Source organism: Lacimicrobium alkaliphilum (assembly GCF_001466725.1).
Lineage (GTDB): Bacteria > Pseudomonadota > Gammaproteobacteria > Enterobacterales > Alteromonadaceae > Lacimicrobium > Lacimicrobium alkaliphilum_B.
This window is the reverse complement of record NZ_CP013650.1, coordinates 3848886-3872955: the sequence shown is the minus strand read 5'-3', so window position 1 is coordinate 3872955 and position 24070 is coordinate 3848886. Positions and strand designations below refer to the sequence as shown.

Sequence of the window (24070 nt, the reverse complement as noted above, 5' to 3'; positions counted from 1 at the left end):
GATTGCTTATTTGAAAACTAGGTTGATTAGCTTCAAAGCTTTGATTGGCGAATGTAAAGATAGTTTACTGTGGTGTTCTGCTTTGCGCAGCTGTTACAAGGTCGATGAGAGCCTTAATGCTCGGACACTGTACTGGTCAACTCCAACCGGATTACATTTAATTGAGAATTTCAATATTCCACAGGCGAGGTATCATTGTCCGCCGAGTGCAGCCTTTCGAGGTTGTAATACCTCATGTAAGTCGCAACGTCCTGTTTCATGTGCTCACCACTTGGCTGATGTACTTTCAACAGCCAATCATTCTTAAGGCTACCGAGGAAGCGCTTAACTGTGGCGTTATCCCAGCAGGTATCCACGTCACTCATGCTGGCGCACATGCCATAGCTCAGCTCTCTACCAATCTGCGATAGGCCTTGCTCGTGTACAGCGAGCCCCGGTCGCTATGGAACACCATTCCTTTTAGTGTCTGGTGTACGTTGTAGGCTTTGATAAGGGCTTTGCTGATCATGCGCTTATCAACGTGCCAGCCCACAATGTGCGGTGAATACAAATCCATCACAATGGCCAGATACATTCAGCCTTCTGCTGTTCTGGGATAGGTGACTTCATCGGCCCACTCGTGATTCGTCCCAAATGGGGTTAAAGTTCTGGTTCAGCATGTTATCTGCCACCGTATCACTGTGCTTGCGCTTTGTGGTGGCTTTATAGCCACACGCAGGGTAACAGTGAGCCCCAGTGTTGCTATTATCTTCCGGACTCGGTAACGGCCAATTTCAAAGGCTTCTTTGCGTAATTGTTTGGTCATTTCCCGATTCCCCAGGCTACTCCTGCTACGTTCGCACAACGTCTTGATGCGACGGTACAAATACAGCTCCTGAGCATCAATCAACTGCCTTGGGCGCTTCAGTCAGTCGTAATAAGCAGACTGGCTTACCCCCATCACCAGACTCAGCAGAGTGACTGGGAAATGACAGGCTTCGGTCTGAATAAAGTCCTTCGTTATTTCATTTCCTTGGCAGAGAAGACGCAGGCTTTTTTTGAATTTCTTTCTCCATATGCAGTGTCTTATTCTCACGTATTAAACGCTGTAGCTCTGCTCCAATACCACAAGGCTACCGCTTCTTCCTTAAAGGCTTTAGGATAGCGCTTATGCGCACGTTTCTGATTCATACTGACACCTCAATCTCTGACGGTTATTGTCTCTGATTAAATTGTCCGGTGTCATTAGATCAGGGCAGGTTGCAGGTTGATCAATATGAAGAAGATGAAATTTCAGATATCACTGGAAGAGTGTTTCTTCACGTATATTGTGCTTACCCGAAGTTATCATCACCGATTTTTGGTTAGGGTAGTTAAAAGTCCACTTTGCTCCATTGCTGGAAGCAGAGATTAGTATTGTTGATACATATTCCGAAACTCGAAGATGGGAAAAAAAGAAGATACTGTTTCTGATTTTTGTACCGGTAAGAGAAAATTAGCAAAGGTCATAAGGAAAGTCAGGGCAAATAACGCTGCAGAGGCAATGATTTAGTCAGTGAAGGTCGGAAAAGGCAGTCGTTGGTGGCTAAGGCGGAAGAAATATTTTGGTCACGGGTCAACAGGAGTTAGTGAATACTATCTATGTAAAACCTGATTTAAATGGCCCGCCCGAGAGGATTCGAACCTCTGACCTCTGCCTCCGGAGGGCAGCGCTCTATCCAGCTGAGCTACGGGCGGTTTGTGATGGTGGCTTGGTCTTTGACAGCTGAGGTTGCTGCACCGGCCTAAGCGCGGCGTACTATGCCGTAAACCCGGGCCGAAATCAATCTTGAAGGCTGCATTTTTGTCAGTGAGAGAAAGCTTTTAGTCCGGGCCATTACAGGCCTGACCAGGGTGTTGCTCGGATCTGAGCTGAACTGATCGTCTACAGAGTTAGTATAAAAGGTTGTAGGGTAATGATTAACCGTTATAATCTTGGCCCAGAAAAAATCATTATTTATGCAGACCAGTGGCAGTGGGAGTAGGTTGTGAAGATTAAAACGTTGATCGTCTTGAGTGTTGGATTAATAGTGGCCTTTGCCGGTCAGGCATCAGATTCATCGGCTGACGCCATTAAAGAACGCATTAAGCCAATTGGGCAGGTGCGGGTATCCGGTGCTGAGGCTGAAACCGCAGAGGCAGATTCAGGCCCGCGTTCTGGTCAGGAAATTTATCAGGCATCCTGTTTTGCCTGTCATGGCACGGGTGCCATGGGCGCACCGAAAATCGGTGTTGCAGAAGACTGGGCGCCACGTATGGAGCCGGGGTTCGATTCCATGCTGAGTAACGCTATCAATGGTATTGGCGCCATGCCGCCGATGGGAACCTGCGCCAATTGCTCTGAAGATGATATTAAAGCCGCCATTGAGCATATGATAGAAGGTCTCTAATCTGTTCAAAGATAAGTGATTTCTGTGCGACACGGGCCACCTTTTTGGTGGCCTTTTGTTATCAATTGCGCTATTTTTGTCCGGTTAGCGATATTATATAACTACATAAACAAAGGACTCGCTTTCATAAAAGGCATTATGACCATCGACAGAAATGCTGAAGCCCTCAGTGCTGAAGAGTTACGGGCCCTGGTACCGCAACTTCAGCAACTGACAGAAAAATACAGGCAGGCTGAGGCTTTACAAAAAGCCCTGTTTGATATTTCAGAACTCGCCAATTCTGTGAGCGAGCTGTCACGCCTGTACCCTGCTATTCATGACATTATCAGCGGCATGATGAATGCCCGCAATTTCTTCGTTGCGCTTTATGAACAGAACACTGAACTGGTGGACTTTGTCTATTTTGTGGATGAGTTTGATGAGCTGAATGTTCGCCAGTTACCCTCATCGGTACTGAAAAAAGGCATTACCGGCCATGTGTTGCGAACCGGTGAACCCTTGTTCCTGACCAAGGAAAATTACAAACAACAACTGAAGCATATTGCCGCAGAGGAACTGGGCTCGGATCCTGTTGACTGGATCGGTGTACCCTTAAAGCGTGGTGCTCAGGTAATTGGTGCCATGGTGGTACAGAGTTACGACGAGTCGGTGCGATACAGCGAACAGGATCTGGAACTGCTGGTATTTGTCTCCCAGCATATTGTTAATGCGGTTGACCGGGTAAAAAGCCGAGAGATCACTGAGAAAACCATTCGCGAGCGCACCCGTCAGCTTCGCACCATTAACGAAGAGTTGCAGGAAGAGATTCAGGAACGGCAAAAGATTGAGTCACTGCAGCAGGCACTGTTTGAGATATCTGAACTGTCCGCCAATGTGGAAGGCGATATGCTGGATTTTTATGCCAGCCTGCACGACATTCTGTCCCGCCTGCTCAGCGCGCCTAACTGTTATGTGGCGCTGCTGGACGAGAAAAGCAAGCGTCTGGATTTTCCCTATTACAGTGATGAAAAGGATCAGCAAATTGACTCTCGTCCTTTGGGTAAAGGGCTGACAGAGTATGTGCTGAATACTGGCCAGGCCGCACTGATTGATTTGGAACGAGCCAGTGCCCTGACCGAGAGCGGTGAGCTGGAAGATGAAGTCAGTGAGCGCATGATTGAGCGCAATAACTGTTGGTTAGGTTCACCACTGGTGGTGGACGGGGATATATCTGGTGTGATTGCGGTACAGACCTATGAGAAAGATAAGGGTTACACCCTCAAGGATCTCGAGCTGTTAAAGTTTGTTTCCCACCACATTGCCGTGGCCATGGAGCGTAAAAAAGCGGCTGAAGCCACTCAGGAAATGAACCAGCAACTGGCTGATAAAGTAAAAGAGCGCACTGAGGAGCTGTATAAAACCAACCAGCATCTTAAAAAACAAATTGAAGAGCGTAAGGAAATCGAGCTTAAGCTGATCCACGATGCCCACCATGATGCGCTCACAGATTTGCCTAACAGAGTTTTATTTACCAATCGGCTGGAACTGGCAGTAGCCAATAAAAAACGGCATCCGGAGCATAATTTTGCGGTGCTGTTTATCGATCTGGACAGATTTAAGCTGATCAACGACACCATTGGTCACCATGCCGGCGATATGTTTCTGATTGAAGTGTCCAAGCGTATCGGCCAGTGCATCCGTGGCCATGACTTACTTGCGCGTCTGGGCGGTGATGAGTTCGTCATCCTGCTCGATTGTCTGGATGACGAAGACGATGCCGAAGAAGTTGCCAGCCGTATTATTGATTTGCTCGGCAAACCCTTTTTACTGGATGACAAGGAAATGTATTCCGGTGCCAGTATTGGTATTGCCTTTATTCAGAGCTGGTATTCCAATGCCGATGAGGTGATAAGGGACGCTGATGCGGCCATGTATCAGGCTAAAGCTTTTGGTCGCGGCCGTTATATGACCTTTGATTCGAGTATGCGTGACAGGTTACTTGAGGAAGTGGAACTGGAAAGCGAATTCAGGCGCATGCTCAAAGAAGGTCTGTTCGAATGTTTCTGTCAGCCGGCCGTCAGCCTCAGCAATAATGAGTGGGTGTATCTGGAATGTTATATCCGCTGGCTTCACCCCACCTTAGGTAAAGTGAAAAGAGAACAATTCTGGAATGTGGCAGAGCATACCGGGCTGACCATAGAAATGGATAATTTCATGTTGGAAAAGGCCTGTGAAAGCCTGAGTAAGCTTAAATCACAGGCCAACAAGCCGCTGCGTATTGCTATGAACCTGAGCATCAATCATATTCTGCAAAGCAAGCTGGTTAATCAGTTGCTGGAGCAATTAGAGGAATATGGTATTTCGCCGGAGCAACTGGTACTGGAGTTCGACGAGAATGCCCTGAACCAGCGTTCTCAGCATGTTTTACCGGCGCTGAAAAAGCTCAAGAAAGCCGGTGTCACTCTGGTGCTGGATAATTTCGGCAGCGGCCTGGCGTCATTGAGCTACCTGTACTCCTACCCCTTTGACTATGTGAAGATCGACCATCGTTTTGTTAAGTCTCTGCCAAAATCGGAGAAAAACCTGAAGATGATCCAGTCAGTGCTGAGCATTGCCGAGCATCTGGGTTTCCAGTTGATTGCCGAAGGTATCGATCGGGAAGAACAGTTAACCGCGCTGCGCGAAATTGGCTGTGAACTGGGGCAGGGTAATATGGTGGTGGAGGCCCAACGACTGGAAGATCTGCAGCCCAAAGATATTGGCGTAGTGGTTACCGGTTAATCGAGGTCGGTATTTATCCCGACAAATACGCCGATATCCGCTCTTGTTGTCGGTATGAATTCCATCCTAAAATTTTATTTATTCAGCAGATTACCGGTTAATCGTAGGTCGGGATTTATCCCGACAAGTACGCTGGTCTCTGCTCTTGTTGTCGGAATGAATTCCGACCTACAATTTTATTTATTCAACAGATTGCGCAAGTTGGCGATACCTGTCTGGCCTTTTTGCTGACGCTCCTCAGCTGTGGCTTTGGGTTTTTTGCTTTCCCAGACCAGATCATCCTGTGGTAATTCATACAGAAAACGGCTCGGCTCGGGATTCAGTATCTCGCCGTATTGACGCCGCTCTTTTGCCAGCGTAAAAAACAACTCCCGCTGGGCCCGAGTCACACCCACATAAGCCAGCCGCCGTTCTTCTTCGATATTATCTTCATCAATACTGCTCTGGTGCGGCAGCAGGCCCTCTTCCATACCCACCATAAATACATAAGGAAATTCCAGGCCCTTGGAGGCGTGCAGCGTCATTAACTGGACCTGATCTGAGTCCTCATTGTCTTCACCGCGCTCCATCATATCCCGCAGGATAAGCCTGTTTACCACTTCAGGTAAGGTCATGGGAGCTTCAAGCTCATCGCCTTCGAGCATATTGGTGATCCAGCCAAACAGGGTGCTGATATTACTCATGCCCATTTCCGCGGCTTTGGGGCTGGTACTGGTGGCATACAGCCACTCTTCGTACTGCATGCTTTTAATCATTTCCCGGATCCCGGCCTGGGTATCCCCGCGCATGACATTATCCGAGAGTCCGACAATCCAGCGGCTGAAGTTCTCGATTGCGGTTAAACCCTTGCCTGAAATGACACTGCCCAGTTGTGGGTGGCAGGCGGCCTCAAACAAAGAAACGTGCAGCTCATTGGCAAAATTGCCCAGTTTCTCGAGCGTTGCACGGCCAATGCCTCGGGTTGGCGTGTTAATAACCCGCAGCAGCGCATTGTCGTCATCCTGATTCACCAACAGGCGCAGATAAGCCATGATATCTTTGATTTCTGCACGGGCAAAGAACGACATACCGCCACTAATCTTGTAAGGGATACGATTGCTCATCATCACTTTCTCGAACAACCTTGACTGGTGATTGCCACGATACAAGACTGCATAGTCTTTATATTGAGTGCCATTCATAAACTTATGGGCCATCAGTTCGGCTACCACCCGCTCAGCCTCATGTTCTTCATTTTTAGCCAGCAGAATCTTTAGCGGCTCACCATAGCCCAGTTCTGAATAGAGCTTCTTCTCAAATACGTGTGGATTGTTCTGGATCAGAATATTGGCGCAGTGCAGTATGCGCCCGGATGAGCGATAATTCTGTTCCAGCTTGATGACTCTCAGGGCGGGGAAATCTTTTTGCAATAACACCAGATTCTGCGGTTTAGCGCCCCGCCAGGAGTATATAGACTGATCATCATCACCCACTACCGTAAAGCGGGCCCGTTCTCCGACCAGCAGGCGAACCAGTTCATACTGGCTGGTATTGGTATCCTGATATTCATCCACCAGCATATAGCGTACGCGTTTCTGCCATTTCAGACGCACATGCTCCTTGTGCCGCAGCAACAGGGTTGGCAGCATAATCAGGTCATCGAAGTCCAGGGCATTATAGGCACGCAGATTCTGCTGATAGCGCAGATAAAACTGTGCAAACTCCTGCTCACCCGCTGACAACGCTCTTTTTTGCAATTGTTCCGGCAGGATCAGATCGTTTTTCCAGGATGAAATGCAGCTTTGTAACAGGAATAACTGTTCTTTATCTCCATCTAACTGCTCCATGGTCAGATCTTTAAGCAGTGCCATGCTGTCTTTGTCATCGAACAGTGAGAATCCGGGTTTAAGACCGATCTCTTTCACCTCTGACTTGATGATATTAAGGCCCAGCGTGTGAAAGGTAGAGATTTTCAGACCACGGGATTCCTGTTTGCCTAATGTCAGCGCCACCCGTTCTTTCATCTCTCTGGCTGCTTTGTTGGTAAAGGTCACGGCCAGGATATAACGGGCGGGCACATCGCAGTCCCGTACCAGATAAGCAATTTTATTGGTGATTACCCGGGTTTTACCACTGCCGGCACCGGCCAGAACCAGACAGGGGCCGGAAATAAAACTTACCGCCTGATTTTGCGCCTGATTAAGCTTCATGCTTGGCCTATGTGGAAACTGAGTACATCACCGATGGCAGGCTTATTCAGTGCCAGCATCACCAGGCGGTCGATACCCAAAGCAACACCGGCACAAGGGGGCAGCCCATGCTCAAGTGCTGCCAGCAGGTTAGCATCGACGGGTTTCTCTGGTTTGCCGGTTTGCCACCGTTTAAGGTTATCCTGTTCGAAACGCCGTCGTTGTTCGTCAGCATCGGTGAGCTCATGAAAACCATTGGCCAGCTCCAGGCCCTGATAATAAAGCTCGAATCGCTCGGCAACGCGCTCGTCTTCCGGGCTAAGGCGTGCCAGCGCAGCCTGAGATGCGGGAAAATCATAAATAAAACAAGGAGCTTGCTGGCCAATCTGCGGCTCTATCACCTCACAAAACAGCAGTTGTAATAATGTGTCGCGATCTTCCTCGTGCTCCGCCAACTCCCGGTGGCCTTGCTCTGCGACTTTTTGTCGGAGGGTCTGCAGATCCGCGCTCAGGGGATCCAAATCCAGATAGCGGAAAAAGGCCTGCTGGTAGCTAAGTTTGCTTGCCGCTGAGGTATGACAGATCATCTGCATCAGTTCATCCAGTTCCTGCATCAGCTGATGATGATCGAAACCGGGCCGGTACCATTCGAGCATAGTGAACTCAGGATTGTGATAACGACCGCACTCTTCGTTTCTGAATGCCTTACAGATCTGATAGATGGCCCCGCTGCCGGCCGCCAGCAATCTTTTCATAGCGTATTCCGGCGAAGTTTGCAGGTACAGAGTTTTTCCTTCAGCTACCCCGGGGCCGGTGTAACGGGTGCTGAAGCTTTGCAGGTGCTGATCAGTCACGGTGGCATGAGACAGACAGGGGGTTTCCACTTCCATCACCTTACGCCGGGCAAAGAACTGTCTGATTTCCCCCAGTAGCCGGGCTCGTTGTTTTAACACTGGGATTTCAGCGCTGGGATGCCAGCTATTGTTACTGACAGGGTTTGTCATGGGAGAGAATAATCCTGAAAAGAAAAGCCCACAGCAGGCGGGCTTTTCCGGGAGTTGTGAAGGTTATTTCTGTGCCCGGGAAACATACTCGCCGCTGCGGGTATCGACCTTGATGACTTCGCCGGTTTGCACAAACAGTGGTACCCTGACTACAGCACCTGTTGCCAGTGTGGCGGGTTTACCGCCTGTGCCTGCCGTATCACCTTTAAGGCCCGGATCCGTTTCAGTGATCTCCAGTTCTACAAAGTTAGCCGGTGATACGCTGATGGGGGCGCCATTCCAGAGTGTCAGAGTACAGACGTCGTTCTCTACCAGCCACTTGGCGTTGTCACCTACGGCTTTGCTGTCAGCGGCAATCTGCTCGAAGGTTTCGTTATTCATAAAGTGCCAGAATTCACCGTCGTTATACAAATAAGCCAGCTCGATGTCGATAACATCGGCGCCTTCTACCGTATCACCGGATTTAAAGGTTTTTTCCAGTACCTTGCCGGAGATCAGCTTGCGGATCTTAACCCGGTTAAAGGCCTGGCCTTTGCCCGGCTTGACGTATTCATTTTCCATAACATTACAGGGCTCACCATCAAGCATGATTTTTAACCCAGCTTTAAACTCATTTGTGCTGTAAGATGCCATTTTTTCCTCATTACTATTCGAACGCACAGTATTGGCGCAGATGATACCTAATATTATCGATCCTGTAGAGGTTTCCTGGCAAAAAGAATTAGCTCAGGCGTACCGCGACCCGAAAACATTGTTAACTGACCTGCAACTGAACCCTGCTGACTACCAGTCCGGTTTCGGTGCCAGAAAGCTGTTTCCGCTGATGGTGCCACGGCCCTTTGTGCGCAGGATGCAGAAGGGAAATCCTGACGATCCCCTGTTAAGGCAGGTGATCACTGATGTTAAAGAGCTGGCCGCAGCGCCCGGGTACAGTGAAGATCCGCTGGACGAACAGCAGTCTGCCGTGCCGGGGTTGTTACATAAATATCAGAGCCGTGTGCTGATGATTATTCGCGGTGGTTGTGCGGTAAATTGCCGTTATTGTTTTCGCCGCCATTTCCCCTACGGAGACAATGCTTTGTCCAGGCAGGGCTGGCAGCAGGCACTGGATTATATTGCTGCGGATAACAAAATTGATGAAGTGATTTTCTCAGGTGGTGACCCGCTGATGGCCAAAGACGACTTTCTGGCCTGGATGACCGGGCAACTTGAGGCGATCCCCCATTTACGCCGGTTACGCATTCATAGCCGCTTGCCGGTGGTGATCCCCTCAAGGCTGACAAAGGAGTTACTGGCCTGGTTTACCCAAAGCCGTCTGGCTCCTGTGCTGGTACTGCATATTAACCATGCCAATGAGATTGATGACGAGGTGGCGGCAAAGCTGCAACCCTTAAAACAGGCGGGTGTGACGTTGTTAAATCAGGCAGTACTGTTGAAGGGCGTGAATGATTCAGTCGACGCGCAGGTGAACCTCAGTGAGGCGTTATTCCGGGCCGGGGTCTTACCCTACTATCTGCACCTTCTGGATAAAGTACAGGGTGCGGCGCACTTTGATATGCCAGAACAACAGGCCAGAACCATCATGGCGGGGATAATAAGGCGTTTACCGGGTTACCTGGTACCTAAACTCGTCAGAGAGATAGGCAACCAGCCCGGTAAAACACCTTTAGACTTACATCTTCATCCTGACTCTGGAAAGTCAGGTGACTTATCAGGCGAAAGTATCGATAGTCGAGCCTAACGCAGGATCAGCCGAAGAAGGTTTTGGTACGCCAGCGGCTGAATCCAGCAGCTGAAGCGCCTGTTTGCCTTCTTCTTCCTGCTGATTTTTAGCAAGTTTTGCAGAACGCAATTCTACAGACGCGTCGGACATTCCAGAGGTGCGTGCACCTTGTAGTTCCATACCTTAATTCCTCTAACAGCTTGTGAGTAAATTAAAAAGCAGGCAGAATTGCCCGCTTTCGATTTGTTATCGACCCCGCTTAAGTGATCTTTAGCAAAAAAATCAGGTTTTTTTACTATGCAGCCAATCATCGACAAACTGAAAGAAAATATGCAGCTGATATACCGGCGTGCGCTGGATGCAGACAATGCTTTGGCCCGGTTGCAACAGTCAGGTAAAGGTAAATTCAAACATGTTTTTGCAGACGACGCCGGTTTTGTAGTACGCAGTAAACGCTTCTCTCCTTATGTAGAGGAACTGGGCAAGCAAGTGGTTGAACTGGAATCTGTGCAGGATAAGGCAGAGTTTGAGACCAGGCTGGCACCCATAGTGAAAAAGATGGAGCTGATGTTACTGACCCTGGCCAATTTTCAGCAGAGCCTGAAAGACAAGTAGTGCAATTCGCCTGAGTAATCGCCCTTAGCTGGTTATCCGGAATACAGGGTGTTGTTGGTTTTTTATACAGCCTGAGCCATAATTAATAGCAGTAATGGGGGGTGTTATGGAAATCAATGCAACGGGCGCTAAGCTGAATATCGACTTTAAAGGGCCGGTTGAAAAGGCAGACAAGGGCCAGAATAGTGAAAGACTCAATGCTTTTGGTATCGGTGAGGCCAATAAGCCCCGGGTTGAGCTTTCTCCTCAGGCCAGGATTTTGCAACAGGCAGAACAAACGCAGTTGGAAAGACAGCAGAGTCGTCCGGCCAAAGACGAGAAAGCACAGCAGGAAACCACAGAGCTGAACAATAACTTTGTGAGGGTATCCAGCAGTCTGGGGGAATCGGCCCAGGCGAATAATCTGAATAGCGAAAAAGCTACGGAACTCTACCGTTCAATCGAGAAGTTACTTTAATCACAAATTATAAAGGCCGCTTTAAAGCGGCCTTTCACAACTATAGTATGCAGACTGCTACTACTCTTTATCTTTTACCTGATATTCGCCAAAGGTATCGGTAAACCATTGTTTCAGCATGTTCTTTTCATAACGCAACACTTCACTGTCGAAGAACGGATTGTGCCTGTCCTGAAAAGACATATCCTTGAGTTTGACGTTTTCTTCCTGTTTCAGGGTTTGCCCCTGGTCATCCAGTAGCTGATAGTCAAAGGTCATGCGCGGAATATCAATGCGTTTGATCAGCCTGACATCGGAGGCGGAATGCAGGCCCACAAAACTCCCGGGCCATACCTGCCCGGCCAGATCCAGATCTCTGACCGTCATCATCAGCTTATATCCCTCTGGCAGAGACTCGCTTAATTCAACGATGTACTCCTGTAACTGCTTTGTGGTCCGTTCTCTGAATTTACTGCGTGATTCATTTGCCGCTCTGATATCGGTATAGTTCTCGGGTTCGTGCCAGGTGATTTCTGCCTCCGCACTGGCCTGCGCCAGACCACCAACAGTCAGCGCAGATAGAGTCATAATAGCTAACAGGGTCTTCATTAGGTTCTCCAGCTTTTTGATTTTACTACAAATCATATTAAGTCTTAGGTACCAGTTTAGATGTTGCAACTGAATTTACACTGAATAACTCTCTTTGATATTGCACCGGGTATTTGTGACGATTTGTAATTTCCTGATGCCTGTAGCGGCGGGCTCTGGTAGTCTCTGGCTGCTATCCTGGAGGCAGTATGAAAACCCCGATATTCAGCTTGTGTCTGATACTATTAACCCTGATATGGAGACCCGCCACAGGCTGTGAGCAAGGATCCGGTCTATGTATTGATAAACAGGACTGGCAGTTTGGTCTGGCTCTTGGGCTTGGTGTGCGCACTAATCCACTGGTGGATGGCGATAACATCCCGCTGGTGCTGTTGCCTGATATTGCCTGGTACGGAGAGGCCTTTTATCTGGATAATGATGAATTCGGCTACCAGTGGTATGATTCAGGCAAGGTGGCGCTGGAAACCTTTGTTAATCTGAATAAAGAGGCAGCCTATTTCAGGTATTTCCATCCCTCTAACCTGCTATTCTCAAACTTCTCCCTGAATAGCAGTTTCATCGGGCCTGCCAGGGTCCCTGAGCCGCAAGTGTCGAAGGATGATGTCGCCAGCCGTCGCTGGGCGATTAATGGCGGTGCCCGGTTACATATCCGCCAACAGCAGGGAGAATGGCAACTGATGGCATTGACGGATGTCTCCAATGTGCATCATGGACATCAACTTTCACTGCGTTACAGTGCGGGTTGGCAGATCCAGGATTGGCGTCTTATTTTAACGCCGTCGCTGACATGGAAAAGCGCAGCGCTGACAGATTATTATTATGGCCTGGATGAGCGAGATGGTGTTCTGCCTTCATTCTATTTTAGTGGCGGCAGTGGCTGGCAACCCGGTGTTGATCTGACAGTGACAAGACCATTATCTGAGAAATGGCTGATGTTGTTTAAAGCGAGCTGGACAGGTCTGCACGATGGTATGACTGACAGCCCTCTGGTGCAGGAAAGCGGGATACACACCCTGTTTATTGGTGCAGCTTACCGGTTCTGATGAGAGTTTATGTGAAGCAAAAAGGATTGTGGCTGATAATACTGTTGATTCTGGGCTGGTCACAGACTATCCAGGCGGAACAGGCCGGTTGGCGGATTAAACCCAATATTTGTGTGGTAGAACAGATGGGTGATCCCTGTGAACTGAAACTGAACATCAGCTTATGGGGCGAAATTCCTGATCATAGTTGCCTTTTTTTGCAGGATGCCATGGTCGAGTGCTGGGCAATGCCTGACAAAAATATCAGTGTAACCCTGGAATTCCGCGAGGCTACCGTAATCAGCATGCGCGACAGTGACGACCGAACACTGTTGCAGGAAACCCTGGAAGTTAAATCCCTGAGCCGCATTCGTCAGAGAGTCCGAACCCCCTGGAGTGTATTTTGATGGCCAATGTATTTCTAGTCGAAGATGATATCAGATTAAGTCAGCTCACTGCCGACTTCCTGCGTAATCATGATCTCAATGTCAGGCAGTTCGAAGACGGTACTGATTTGCTCGCACAGGTCAGAAATAATCGCCCTGATATTGTGTTGCTTGATGTGATGTTACCGGGTGAAGACGGTTTTTCACTGTGCAGAACCTTACGGCGGGAATATGATGGCCCGATCCTGTTTCTCACGGCCCGGGATACCAACTTTGATCAGGTTCTGGGGTTAGAGTTAGGGGCCGACGACTATGTGATTAAACCGGTTGAACCCAGAGTATTGCTGGCAAGGATAAACGCTTTGTTACGCAGAGTTAAAAAGGACGCCGGGAGTAAGAATCAGGATCAACTGAAGTTCGGTAAACTCAGAATTGACCGTGCGTCGAGAAAAGTGAGCCTGGATGGTGAACCAATACAGCTAACCAGTCATGAATTTGATTTGCTGTGGATGCTGGCTGAAAACGCATCAGAACTGGTGGAACGGGAACGCATATACAGTGATTTAATCGGTCGGGAATACGATGGTCTTGACAGATCCGCCGATGTGCGGATTTCGCGATTACGCAAAAAACTGAATGACAACCAGAAGAACCCTCAGCGCATCAAAACTATCTGGGGAAAAGGCTTTTTCTTTGTTGCCGATGCCTGGGATTAGCAAACCCGCGGGGCTGACTACCCGGATAGTACTGATGACTTCAGGCCGGCAGGGCTACTGATGGCTCGTCTATTCATCAGTCTTTATCTGTTTATTGTGTTATCCCTGGTGGGCCTGGCCGCTATTCTGGATCAGGTGTTTTTTGCCACGGATAACCAGACCGATCCCTGGGTTACAGCCAGTGCTGCACTGTTGTCATCCCCTGCAGAAGAGGCTCTGGAAGATCAGTTAACTGAGGCCGGTCTGGCAGTGCGATGGATGGAAGCCGACGCTATCGCCTGGCCGGCAGAACTGCAACAACGCCTGCAACAGGGCAAGTCGGTGATTTTGCACGACCCCCAATATGGTCAGCAACTTTATAAGTTGTACCCTGATAACCAGCTGATGCAGGTCTATAGTCCGGGTAATCGCACCACCGAGTTCTGGCTTTACAGCAGCGTGTTTTTCGGGCTGCTGGCGGTGTTGTTGTCGTTGTGGATCTGGCCTTTATGGCGTGATCTACTCAAGCTGAAAAAGGCCTCCAGTTCTCTGCAACAGGATGGCTCACTGCCGGCATTGTCAGTCAACCCCGCCTCAGCCCTTGCCGGTATTATGGATTCTTTTAATCAGCTCAGTATCCAGATCAAATCCCTGTTACAGCGCCAGCGAGAGCTTACCGGTGCGGTGGCTCATGAGCTGCGCACCCCCTTATCCAGACTTAAATTTGCACTGGCGGCCGAGCCTCAGCCGGGCTCCTCGCCCTGGCAGGATATGAACCGGGATGTGGTTGAGCTGGAGAGTCTGGTGCAGGAAATGCTCGACTACGCCAGCATGGAACATACGGCACCAGAAATGGACTATTCGGTGCTGCCTCTGAATGATCTTATCGACTCGGTAATAGAGCGGCTGAGATCTCCCGCCAATGCAAACATCGATATCCTGGTGCAGTCACCGGAACTGGAATTGCTTGGTGATGGCTATTTTGTGCAGCGCGCGTTGCAGAATGTGCTGCAGAACGCCCTGCGCTATGCCCGCCACCAGGTTTGTATCAGCACCAGCAACAGTGATGAGTCACTCTGTATTCTGGTGGACGATGATGGTCCCGGGGTGGCAGAAGAAGATCGCGAGCGGATTTTTGAACCCTTCTTCCGTCCCGACAACAGCCGGGCCAGAAAAAGGGGCGGAGCAGGGCTCGGACTGGCCATTGTCAGCCGTATTCAGCAGTGGCACGAAGGCAGTTGCCGGGTGGAGCGTTCACCTTCAGGCGGTGCACGCTTTATCTTATGCTACCCGGCCCGCAATCAGGAACAACTTTAGTTCTGCTGTTCTCTGGCTATGGCCCGCCAGGCAATGTCCTTACGACAGAACATATCTTTGAAGCTGATATGTGAAGCCAGTTGATAAGCACTCTGCTGTGCCTGGCTGACCGTCTCACCCAATGCCGTAGCGCACAGTACCCGGCCACCACTGGTGACAACTTTATCCTCTTGTAGCCTGGTACCGGCATGGAACACCTTCGCCGTATCCGATTCGCCTTCACCCAGCCCGCTGATTTCGTCACCTTTGGCATAACCGGCCGGATAACCGCCAGCCGCCAGCACCACACCAACTGCAGCACGGGGATCAAAGTGGATCTCGGCCTGGTCCAGCCTGCCATCTAACGCCTGGTTACAGAGTGTCACCAGATCCGATTGCAGGCGCAGCATAATGGGCTGGGTTTCAGGGTCACCAAAACGACAGTTGTACTCGATAACTTTAGGGCTGCCATCTTTGCTAATCATCAGGCCTGCATATAAAAAGCCGGTATAGGGATGGCCTTCAGCAGCCATGCCTTTAACGGTCGGATAAATCACCTCGTCCAGAATACGCTGATGAATTTCTGCCGTCACAACCGGAGCCGGAGAGTAGGCACCCATGCCACCCGTGTTCGGGCCGGTATCACCATCCCCCACTCGCTTGTGATCCTGACTGGTGGCAAACGGCAGTACATTGTTGCCATCCACCATCACAATAAAACTGGCTTCTTCGCCTTCCAGAAACTCTTCGATCACCACGCGGCTACCGGCGTCACCAAAGGCATTATCGGCGAGCATATCGCGAATGGCGGCTTCGGCATCCGCTTCGTTCATGGCCACTATCACCCCTTTGCCTGCGGCCAGACCATCGGCCTTGACCACAATAGGAGCGCCTTGCTGCCTGACGTACTCAATTGCAGGGTTGATTTCGGTGAAGGTCTGATAGCTGCCGGTTGGGATCTGATGGCGGGCAAGAAAATCTTTGGTGAAGGCCTTTGAGCCTTCTAACTGCGCCGCGCCCTGAGTCGGACCGAAGCAGCGCAGGCCCGCTGTGGTGAACTTATCCACAACCCCTATAACCAGCGGTGCTTCAGGGCCGACTATGGTCAGCTCAATCTGATTGTTGCGGGCAAAATCCAGCAAGCCGTCCACATCTTCGGCGCCGATGGCCACATTTTCCAGCTTCTCTTCGCTGGCTGTACCGGCATTGCCCGGCGCCACATAGACTTTGCTCACCTGTTCGGATTGTGCTGCCTTCCAGGCCAGTGCATGTTCACGGCCACCGCCACCAATAATCAATATTTTCATTTTATTTCTCTTAGTTTTTAACCACAGAGGCACAGAGAACACGGATAACTACAGGGCCCATGCCTTAAAACCTCTGTGGTCTGTGTGCCTCTGTGGTTAAATTTTTTACTACCTCTCGCAGAGGTGCAAAGCTGCAGGGTTATAGGGGCGAATTTATTCGCCTGACCAGGCATATCAGTCCAATAAATTGGACCCTACAACAAATTGCTCTTCTCCGCGCGCTCTGCGCCTCTGCGAAGTTGAAAGATCAATGTCTGAAATGACGCATTCCGGTAAACACCATTGCCATATTATGCTCATCGGCGGCGGCGATCACCTCGTCGTCGCGCATCGAGCCACCGGGCTGGATCACTGCGGTAATACCCGCAGCCGCAGCCGCGTCAATACCGTCCCGGAACGGGAAAAAGGCATCGGAGGCCATCACCGATCCTGCCACCTCCAGGTTCTCGTCTGCGGCCTTGATGCCGGCGATTTTTGCCGAGTACACACGACTCATCTGGCCGGCGCCGACGCCAATGGTCATACTGTCTTTGCAGTAAACGATGGCGTTGGATTTCACATATTTGGCCACTTTCCAGGCGAACAGCAAATCTTTTAACTGCTGTTCATCGGGCTGGCGTCTGGAAACCACTTTGAGATCTTCCATGTCGACCATACCGATATCTCTGTCCTGTACCAGCAGGCCACCGTTGACCCGTTTTAGATCAAACTCTTCGGTCAGTTGGCCCTGCCAGTCTCCACATTCCAGCACCCGCACATTTTTCTTGGCGGCACAGATAGTGACCGCTGCATCACTGACCTTCGGCGCGATAATCACTTCCACAAACTGACGATCGATAATGGCTTTAGCCGTTTGTTCGTCCAGCTCGCGGTTGAACGCAATAATGCCGCCAAAAGCCGAGGTGGGATCGGTTTTAAAGGCGCGGTTATAAGCTTCGAGCAAATCCTCACCCAATGCCACACCACAAGGATTGGCATGTTTGACAATCACACAGGCAGGCTGGGTAAACTCCTTGACACATTCCAGTGCCGCATCGGTATCGGCGATATTGTTATACGATAGCGCCTTGCCCTGCAACTGTATGGCGGTGGCTACAGAGGCTTCGGCCGGCTCTGCTTCAGTATAAAAGGCTGCCGACTGATGGCTGTTTTCGCCGTAACGCAAATCCTGCTGCTTGATAAATTGCATATTCAGAGTGCGCGGGAAGGCGGAATCATCCACTTCTTCTTCATCTTCAGCCTGCCGGTGGCCTGGTACCATAGTGCCGAAGTAGTTGGCGATCATGCCATCATACTGTGCTGTATGTTCAAAGGCTGCGATAGCCAGATCGAAGCGGGTGGCCTGCGTCAGACTACAGTTATTATTCTGCATTTCTTCCAGCACCCGGGCGTAATCCTGACTATTGACGATAATGGTCACATCATTGTGGTTTTTGGCGGCGGCCCTGACCATAGTAGGTCCACCGATATCAATATTCTCAATCGCATCTTCGAGGGTACAGTCCTCATTGGCTACTGTTTTGGCAAAGGGGTAGAGATTGACCACCACCATATCGATGGGCTGGATTTGATGGTCTGCCATTACCTGATCGTCCTGATCACGCCGGCCAAGAATGCCGCCATGAACTTTGGGATGCAGGGTTTTAACCCGGCCGTCCATGATCTCCGGGTGGCCGGTGTAATCCGATACTTCGGTTACTTGTATACCATTTTCGGCCAGCAAACGGGCGGTGCCGCCAGTGGACAGCAGATCAATGTCCATGGCCGTCAGGGCTCTGGCAAATTCTACAATCCCGGTTTTGTCAGACACGCTTAATAAGGCGCGACGAACAGGTTTTGGATTTTCCATCAAGGTATCCTCTTGAAAAAGCGATGAAGTCTGGATATTGAATCTGAAGTAAAAAGAGCACCAACTGGTGCTCTTTTTAAGATGGCGATAAACGCCTTAGTTCATTCCGTACTGCTTGAGTTTTTTGCGCAGCGTACCGCGGTTGATACCCATCATGATGGCTGCCCGGGTCTGGTTACCGCGGGTAAAGGTCATGATTTCCTCCAGCAGTGGCGCTTCCACTTCTGCCAACACCAGGTCATACAGGTTTTCGATATTGGTGTTGTCCAGTTGCTTGAGGTATTTGTTAACTGCCTGCTTGACGGAGTCGCGCAGTGGCTTCTGAGCCTGAGTCTGAGAGGGGGTAGTTACAGTCGTGGTGAAAGGAGAAGTCACGTTTTGATCAAACATAATACTGTCTTGCTCTTTGGTTAGTGATAATTGGCAACTGCCCCGGCATTGACTGCCGACTCAGTTAACGCATCAAAATACAGGTTCAAAGCATCGATTTGCTCTGCAGCAATCTCGATGGCATTGAACGCGAAACGGAACTGACGCTCTTTGTCGTGCTCCGCCAGGTACCAGCCCACATGTTTGCGGGCAATTCTGGCTCCCAAAAATTCACCATAAAACTGATGAACATTACTGATGTGTTCCAGCATAATCTGCCGGATCTCAGTCAGTGTCGGCGCTGGAAGCAATTCGCCCGTTTTCAGATAGTGCGCTATCTCGCGGAATATCCAGGGTCGTCCCTGTGCACCGCGCCCCACCATAATGGCATCGGCACCGGTGTGCTCAAGCACCTGTCGGGCTTTATGCGGTGAGCGAATGTCACCATTGGCAACCACAGGAATGTTTACAACCTGTTTGATTGCCCTGATGGTGTCGTACTCCGCTTCACCCTTGTACATACAGGCCCGGGTTCTGCCGTGAACGGCCAGGGACTGTATACCGTTAGCCTCGGCAATACGGGCGATCTCAACACCATTTCTGTGCTCAGGATCCCAGCCGGTACGGATTTTCAGGGTGACGGGCACATCGACCGCAGCCACTACCGCCTGAACAATCTGTTCTACCAACTGCGGCTGACGCAACAAGGCTGAACCTGCCAGTTTCTTGTTCACCTTTTTGGCCGGGCAACCCATATTGATATCGATGACCTGTGCACCGTTTTTTACATTATGGATTGCAGCCTGAGCCATTAGCTCTGGCTCTGAGCCCGCGATTTGAACCGAACGGATACCGCTTTCTCCCTGATGATCCATACGCTGTCTGGATTTTTCAGAATTCCAGACAGCCGGATTGGAAGAAAGCATTTCAGATACCACCAGTCCGGCACCCATGGATTTACATAGTTGCCTGAATGGACGATCTGTGACTCCTGCCATAGGCGCCAGAATCAGATTATTTTCCAGTTTATAAGGACCAATCTGCATCACGCGGTTGTGCAAAAATCATCCAGCTCGTTCAAAAGGGCGCTAAGTTTACGGTTTTTTTTCAGTGTTGAAAAGGCTATAAATTAAACAAAATGTCAGTTTTTTTGCCATTTTGCTCTTGACACCGGCGAAGGGCCATCAATGGAGCCAGCTCAGTGATATTGCGGTCTGGATGTTAATGAAGCGTGACATTCAGGACCAATGTCAGGCTTTACGTCTGCCACTGACTCTGGCCCAGTCCCCTTCAATGGCAATGGCATCCATATCAAAATCCTGACTGTAGAGTTGATGGATGTCTTCGGCCTGCTCTTTGAGGATACCAGACAGCGCCAGCAGGGTGTCCTGGCGACAATAATCAGTGATGACCTGACGCAGATCCCTTAAGGGGCCGGCGAGAATATTGGCCACCACAATATCTGCCTGCAGTTCTGGTTGCTGCTTTGGCAGATAGAGTTCAATCTGCTCCGCCACATTATTGCGACGAGCATTTTCTTCACTGGCCTGAATGGCCTGTGGATCAATATCGATACCAATGACCCGCGCCGCACCCAGCTTGAGAGCTGCAATGCCCAGAATGCCGGAGCCGCAGCCAAAGTCGACCACCGTGCAGTTTGTCAAATCCAGGCCATCCAGCCAGCGCAGACATAAGGCGGTGGTGGGGTGAGTACCGGTACCAAAGGCCAGCCCCGGATCGAGCATTACATTGACTGCATCAGGCTCGGGTACGTCGCGCCAGCTCGGGCATATCCATAGGCGTTTGCCGAATCTCACCGGATGAAAGTTGTCCATCCATTCACGCTCCCAGTCCTTGTCTTCCAGTGGATCCAGTTTTATCAGGGTGTTTTCTGGCACTCTGGCCTTAATCCGCCGGACTATCGGCGGCATGTCTTCACTGGCATCAAACAGCCCCACAACCTGAGTATCAGGCCATAACTGTACTTCGCCGGGCTTGGGTTCATACCAGGGCGTATCTTTGGCGTCTACAAAGGTGACCGCCTGTGCGCCCAGTTCACTGAGCTGCTCTCCGAGGGGTTCGGCTTCCTCGGCATGAGTGTTGATGCGCAGTTGGATCCAGGCCATGGTTTTCTCCGTAAAACTTTAATTATACCCTGTTAATGGGTTCAGACGATATTGCGTGATAAAGGTTAGCTACTTTTTCCACCTGTCCGCTACACTGCGGTGTTGGCGGAAGTACCAATTACTTTGGGAGTTTAATGCGTTGTTCAGGGTGAGTGTTGTTATTTGTTTTGTGTTGACCTTTTCTGCCTTTGCGGCACAGGGAAAATCTCTGGTGCTGGCAGTGGGCTGGAATAAACCTCCCTATATTATGGCTTCGGAAAATGCCGGCTATGAACTCGAACTGGTTCGTCAGGTGCTAAGGCGAATGGGACATCAACTGGATCCGGTTTATGTGCCTTTTGGCCGTTCAGCCGATCTGTTGCTAAGAGGGCATGTGGATTTGGCGCTGACCATGAATGAACGTCTGGCCATACCACCGGAGCAACTCAGTGATGTGTATATCCATTATCAGAACGTGGCAATCAGTCTTAAAAGCAATAGTCTGGAGATTAAAGATGTCTCCGGCCTTCGTGGTCACAGTATCGTCGCCTTTCAGAATGCATCGTTGCTATTAGGAGAGGAATTTGCTGCTGCGGCCAGTCATAGCGGAAGCTATGTTGAACTGCCTGAGCAACTGAGTCAGGTCAGGATGCTGCTGGACAACCGCACTGATGTTGCAGTGATGGATGTCAATATATTCCGTTATCTGGCCTCATCGCTGGTGGAAGATCCACTCTCACTGGTGGATATTCACAGAGTCTTCGCCGCCAGTGATTACCGGCTGGGATTTAATGATCGTCGCCTGATCCCGCTTTTTAACCGGACGCTGGAGGCCTTTATGCAATCTGAGGCCCATGCAGAATTACTGAAAAAGTATCAGTTTATAGCCCTCCAATAACTGCTACAAAAAAGCCGGAAAGCATAGCTCTCCGGCCTTTTCTGGTCTGCGAGTCGGCTGGATCAGTCTTTCTGAATACCCAGCTTTTTCTCCAGATAATGGATATTTGTGCCTCCATTACCGAAGTTTTCATCAGCCATAATACGCTTTTGCAGCGGTATATTGGTTTTGATGCCTTCGATGACCAGCTCATTGAGGGCATGGCGCATTCTGGCAATGGCCACGTCCCGGCTCTCACCGTAGGTGATCAGCTTGCCAATCATGGAGTCATAGTTGGCCGGAACCGTATAGCCAGCATAGATATGGGAGTCCCAGCGTACACCCAGTCCCCCGGGGGGGTGGAACATTTCAATCTTGCCCGGAGATGGCAGGAAACGCTCAGGATCCTCGGCATTAATACGACACTCAATGGCATGACCACGCACCTGAACTTGTGATTGTTCAATAGCCAGAGGCTGACCGGCGGCGATGCGCAATTGTTCTTTGATCAGATCCACACCGGTAATCATTTCTGATACCGGGTGCTCAACCTGAATACGGGTGTTCATTTCAATAAAATAGAACTCGCCGTTTTCATACAGGAATTCAAAGGTACCGGCGCCGCGGTAGCCAATCTCGATACAGGCGCGGCGACAGCGATCGCCGATCTTCTCGCGCATTTCGGCGCTGATACCTGGTGCGGGGGCTTCTTCCACCACTTTCTGATGACGACGCTGCATGGAGCAGTCACGCTCAGCCAGGTGAATGGCGTTACCCTGGCCATCGGCCAGCACCTGGATTTCCACATGACGTGGATTTTCGAGGAATTTTTCCATATACACCATGTCATTACCGAATGCCGCGCCGGCCTCGTTTTTGGTCATGGCGATGGCCTGCTGTAATTCCCCTTCACTGCGTACCACACGCATGCCGCGGCCACCACCGCCACCTGCGGCTTTAACGATAATCGGATAACCGATACGTTTAGCAATAGCTTTGTTTTTTGCTTCATCATCTGCCACCGGCCCGTCAGAACCTGGAACGCAGGGTACTCCGGCCTTCTTCATGGCATTGATTGCAGAAACCTTATCCCCCATCAGACGGATGGTTTCGGCTTTAGGGCCAACAAACACAAAGCCACTTTTCTCTACCTGTTCGGCAAAGTCTGCATTTTCCGATAAGAAGCCGTAACCGGGATGAATGGCAATGGCGTTGCTGACCTCAGCGGCGGCGATGATGGCCGGTATGTTCAGGTAGCTCTGAGTTGCGGAGGGGCCTCCTATACAGATGGATTCATCGGCCAGCAGGACATGCTTGAGATTACGATCAACGGTAGAGTGTACCGCCACCGTTTTAATCCCCAGCTCCTTGCAGGCGCGCAATACCCGTAGCGCTATTTCGCCACGGTTGGCTATCAGTACTTTATCCAACATATCCATTCGCCTGCTTATTCGATTACGAACAGGGGCTGATCAAATTCAACCGGTTCCTGATTTTCCACTAGGATTTGTTTGACTACACCGGCTTTATCGGCCTCGATCTGATTCATCATTTTCATGGCTTCGACAATACACAGGGTATCGCCAACCTTAACGCTGGAGCCCACTTCAACAAAGTTCTTGGAGCCAGGGGAGGAGGCGCGGTAAAAGGTGCCTACCATGGGAGAGCGAACGACATGCCCTGCGGGCTCTTCTGGTGCAGCAGGTTCTGCGACTGGCGCAGGCGCCGCTGGAGCTGCAGGATGAGCCGGAGCTTGCGCCGGATAAGGCTGAGCATAATGAACGGCAGGTGCAGAGCTGCCTCTGTGAATACGCACTGACTCTTCACCTTCGGTGATTTCCAGCTCTGCTACGCCGGACTCTTCCACCAACTCAATCAGCTTCTTTATTTTTCGAATATCCATGGTTCAATCTCTCTTGTTTTAATTAACTGTCGTTTTGGCAGTATCTGATGGCTGCCTGTAAAGCAAATTCGTAACCCTGAGCACCTAAGCCGCATATAACGCCTTTGGCGATATCACTTAAGTAAGAATGTTGTCGGAATGCCTCTCTGGCGTGCACGTTGGACAGATGTACTTCAATAAAAGGCAGATCTGCGCCCAACAAAGCATCCCGCAACGCGACACTGGTATGAGTGAAGGCCCCGGGATTAATAATAATAAAATCGCAATTTTCCATGGCTCTATGAATGGCATCGATCAGTTCATGCTCGGCATTAGACTGTATATGCTCAAGCTTAATGCCGGCTTTTCTGGCCTGTTTTGTCAGTATCTGAACGATATCTTCCAGCCCCTGACTGCCATAGATATGCGGCTCCCGCTTGCCGAGCAGGTTGAGGTTGGGACCATTCAATAATAAAAAATTCACGAAAATGCGCCCAATTGTTGTTAAAAGTCTATGTTTGACTATTTTTAATCAGATTGCGAATAAATTATCCAGCAA

At 50.1% G+C, this 24070-nt stretch carries 23 protein-coding genes, 1 tRNA gene and 1 pseudogene; 10 read left to right on the top strand and 15 right to left on the bottom strand.

All coding sequences use genetic code 11. From position 1 onward, the window contains the following. Window positions 1-170: 170 nt before the first annotated feature. Both AT746_RS17335 and AT746_RS17330 read right to left on the bottom strand, forming a co-directional pair. A pseudogene (locus AT746_RS17335) lies at window positions 171-1094 on the bottom strand (IS3 family transposase); the annotation flags it as partial. A gap of 545 nt (window positions 1095-1639) precedes the next feature. Continuing rightward, window positions 1640-1716, bottom strand: a tRNA-Arg gene (locus tag AT746_RS17330). A gap of 290 nt (window positions 1717-2006) precedes the next feature. Here AT746_RS17330 and AT746_RS17325 point away from each other — a divergent pair. Together AT746_RS17325 and AT746_RS17320 are read left to right on the top strand one after the other, a co-directional pair. Beyond that, window positions 2007-2408: a c-type cytochrome gene (locus AT746_RS17325; protein WP_062482997.1), complete on the top strand. Its 402-nt coding sequence runs from the start codon at window positions 2007-2009 to the stop codon at window positions 2406-2408. A gap of 138 nt (window positions 2409-2546) precedes the next feature. After that, window positions 2547-5168: an EAL domain-containing protein gene (locus tag AT746_RS17320; protein ID WP_062482995.1), complete on the top strand. Its 2622-nt coding sequence runs from the start codon at window positions 2547-2549 to the stop codon at window positions 5166-5168. Between the two features lie 176 nt (window positions 5169-5344). Here the strand turns inward: AT746_RS17320 and rep are convergent, their stop codons facing one another. The 3 genes from rep to efp all read right to left on the bottom strand — a co-directional run bounded on the left by rep (window position 5345) and on the right by efp (window position 8973). After that, complete coding sequence (rep, locus tag AT746_RS17315; RefSeq protein ID WP_062482993.1) at window positions 5345-7357, bottom strand: DNA helicase Rep; 2013 nt, start codon at window positions 7355-7357, stop codon at window positions 5345-5347. Next, window positions 7354-8340: an elongation factor P--(R)-beta-lysine ligase gene (gene epmA, locus AT746_RS17310; protein ID WP_062482991.1), complete on the bottom strand. Its 987-nt coding sequence runs from the start codon at window positions 8338-8340 to the stop codon at window positions 7354-7356. Before epmA ends, rep begins: the two co-directional genes overlap by 4 nt. 63 nt (window positions 8341-8403) lie before the next feature. Further along, complete coding sequence (gene efp, locus AT746_RS17305; RefSeq protein ID WP_062482989.1) at window positions 8404-8973, bottom strand: elongation factor P; 570 nt, start codon at window positions 8971-8973, stop codon at window positions 8404-8406. Window positions 8974-9004: 31 nt separating this feature from the next. Here efp and epmB point away from each other — a divergent pair, with 31 nt between their 5' ends. After that, on the top strand, window positions 9005-10081 hold the full coding sequence (gene epmB / locus AT746_RS17300; protein WP_062482987.1) for an EF-P beta-lysylation protein EpmB: 1077 nt from the start codon (window positions 9005-9007) through the stop codon (window positions 10079-10081). Here the strand turns inward: epmB and AT746_RS17295 are convergent. Continuing rightward, complete coding sequence (locus AT746_RS17295; protein ID WP_062482984.1) at window positions 10052-10243, bottom strand: hypothetical protein; 192 nt, start codon at window positions 10241-10243, stop codon at window positions 10052-10054. The genes epmB and AT746_RS17295 overlap by 30 nt on opposite strands. A 117-nt stretch (window positions 10244-10360) precedes the next feature. Between AT746_RS17295 and AT746_RS17290 the strand changes: the two genes are divergently transcribed. Together AT746_RS17290 and AT746_RS17285 are read left to right on the top strand one after the other, a co-directional pair. Next, window positions 10361-10678, top strand: coding sequence for a hypothetical protein (locus AT746_RS17290; protein ID WP_062482981.1), 318 nt, complete (start codon window positions 10361-10363; stop codon window positions 10676-10678). Between the two features lie 106 nt (window positions 10679-10784). Then, the gene (locus AT746_RS17285) at window positions 10785-11135 is read left to right on the top strand and encodes a hypothetical protein (RefSeq protein WP_062482978.1); all 351 of its coding nucleotides are present in this window, start codon (window positions 10785-10787) and stop codon (window positions 11133-11135) included. A 60-nt stretch (window positions 11136-11195) separates the two neighbouring features. On the opposite strand, the gene AT746_RS17280 is transcribed toward AT746_RS17285, so the two are convergent. Beyond that, on the bottom strand, window positions 11196-11723 hold the full coding sequence (locus tag AT746_RS17280; protein ID WP_062482975.1) for a DUF3016 domain-containing protein: 528 nt from the start codon (window positions 11721-11723) through the stop codon (window positions 11196-11198). 188 nt (window positions 11724-11911) lie between these two features. Here AT746_RS17280 and AT746_RS17275 point away from each other — a divergent pair, with 188 nt between their 5' ends. The 4 genes from AT746_RS17275 to AT746_RS17260 are packed head-to-tail and all read left to right on the top strand — an operon-like array spanning window position 11912 to window position 15143. Then, entirely contained in the window at window positions 11912-12766 is an 855-nt protein-coding gene (locus AT746_RS17275) for a MipA/OmpV family protein (protein ID WP_062482972.1), read from the top strand. Between the two features lie 11 nt (window positions 12767-12777). Beyond that, on the top strand, window positions 12778-13152 hold the full coding sequence (locus tag AT746_RS17270; RefSeq protein ID WP_197414287.1) for a DUF3019 domain-containing protein: 375 nt from the start codon (window positions 12778-12780) through the stop codon (window positions 13150-13152). Next, window positions 13152-13847, top strand: a complete 696-nt coding sequence (locus AT746_RS17265; protein WP_062482966.1) for a response regulator — start codon at window positions 13152-13154, stop codon at window positions 13845-13847. The genes AT746_RS17270 and AT746_RS17265 overlap by 1 nt, the downstream gene beginning before the upstream one ends. Before the next feature lie 60 nt (window positions 13848-13907). Then, window positions 13908-15143 carry an ATP-binding protein gene (locus AT746_RS17260; RefSeq protein ID WP_062482963.1) on the top strand — a complete coding sequence of 412 codons (1236 nt, stop codon included), beginning with the start codon at window positions 13908-13910 and terminating at the stop codon, window positions 15141-15143. Here the strand turns inward: AT746_RS17260 and purD are convergent. The 5 genes from purD to prmA form a co-directional block, all read right to left on the bottom strand. Then, the gene (purD, locus tag AT746_RS17255) at window positions 15140-16429 is read right to left on the bottom strand and encodes a phosphoribosylamine--glycine ligase (protein ID WP_062482960.1); all 1290 of its coding nucleotides are present in this window, start codon (window positions 16427-16429) and stop codon (window positions 15140-15142) included. The genes AT746_RS17260 and purD overlap by 4 nt on opposite strands. A 247-nt stretch (window positions 16430-16676) precedes the next feature. Then, window positions 16677-18278 carry a bifunctional phosphoribosylaminoimidazolecarboxamide formyltransferase/IMP cyclohydrolase gene (purH, locus tag AT746_RS17250; protein WP_062482957.1) on the bottom strand — a complete coding sequence of 534 codons (1602 nt, stop codon included), beginning with the start codon at window positions 18276-18278 and terminating at the stop codon, window positions 16677-16679. A 96-nt stretch (window positions 18279-18374) separates the two neighbouring features. Then, on the bottom strand, window positions 18375-18668 hold the full coding sequence (gene fis, locus AT746_RS17245) for a DNA-binding transcriptional regulator Fis (RefSeq protein ID WP_062482953.1): 294 nt from the start codon (window positions 18666-18668) through the stop codon (window positions 18375-18377). A 20-nt stretch (window positions 18669-18688) separates the two neighbouring features. After that, entirely contained in the window at window positions 18689-19693 is a 1005-nt protein-coding gene (gene dusB / locus AT746_RS17240; RefSeq protein WP_062482950.1) for a tRNA dihydrouridine synthase DusB, read from the bottom strand. Between the two features lie 204 nt (window positions 19694-19897). After that, window positions 19898-20773, bottom strand: a complete 876-nt coding sequence (gene prmA / locus AT746_RS17235; protein ID WP_062482947.1) for a 50S ribosomal protein L11 methyltransferase — start codon at window positions 20771-20773, stop codon at window positions 19898-19900. A gap of 148 nt (window positions 20774-20921) precedes the next feature. On the opposite strand from prmA, the gene AT746_RS17230 reads away from it, so the two are divergent. Then, on the top strand, window positions 20922-21650 hold the full coding sequence (locus AT746_RS17230) for a substrate-binding periplasmic protein (RefSeq protein WP_062484365.1): 729 nt from the start codon (window positions 20922-20924) through the stop codon (window positions 21648-21650). Between the two features lie 62 nt (window positions 21651-21712). Here the strand turns inward: AT746_RS17230 and accC are convergent, their stop codons facing one another. Genes accC through aroQ form a run of 3 tightly spaced genes read right to left on the bottom strand, consistent with a single transcriptional unit; the run spans window position 21713 to window position 23995 of the window. After that, window positions 21713-23062, bottom strand: a complete 1350-nt coding sequence (gene accC, locus AT746_RS17225; protein ID WP_062482945.1) for an acetyl-CoA carboxylase biotin carboxylase subunit — start codon at window positions 23060-23062, stop codon at window positions 21713-21715. A gap of 14 nt (window positions 23063-23076) precedes the next feature. Continuing rightward, the gene (gene accB / locus AT746_RS17220; protein ID WP_062482942.1) at window positions 23077-23532 is read right to left on the bottom strand and encodes an acetyl-CoA carboxylase biotin carboxyl carrier protein; all 456 of its coding nucleotides are present in this window, start codon (window positions 23530-23532) and stop codon (window positions 23077-23079) included. Window positions 23533-23554: 22 nt separating this feature from the next. Next, entirely contained in the window at window positions 23555-23995 is a 441-nt protein-coding gene (gene aroQ, locus AT746_RS17215) for a type II 3-dehydroquinate dehydratase (protein ID WP_156413734.1), read from the bottom strand. Window positions 23996-24070: the final 75 nt, after the last annotated feature.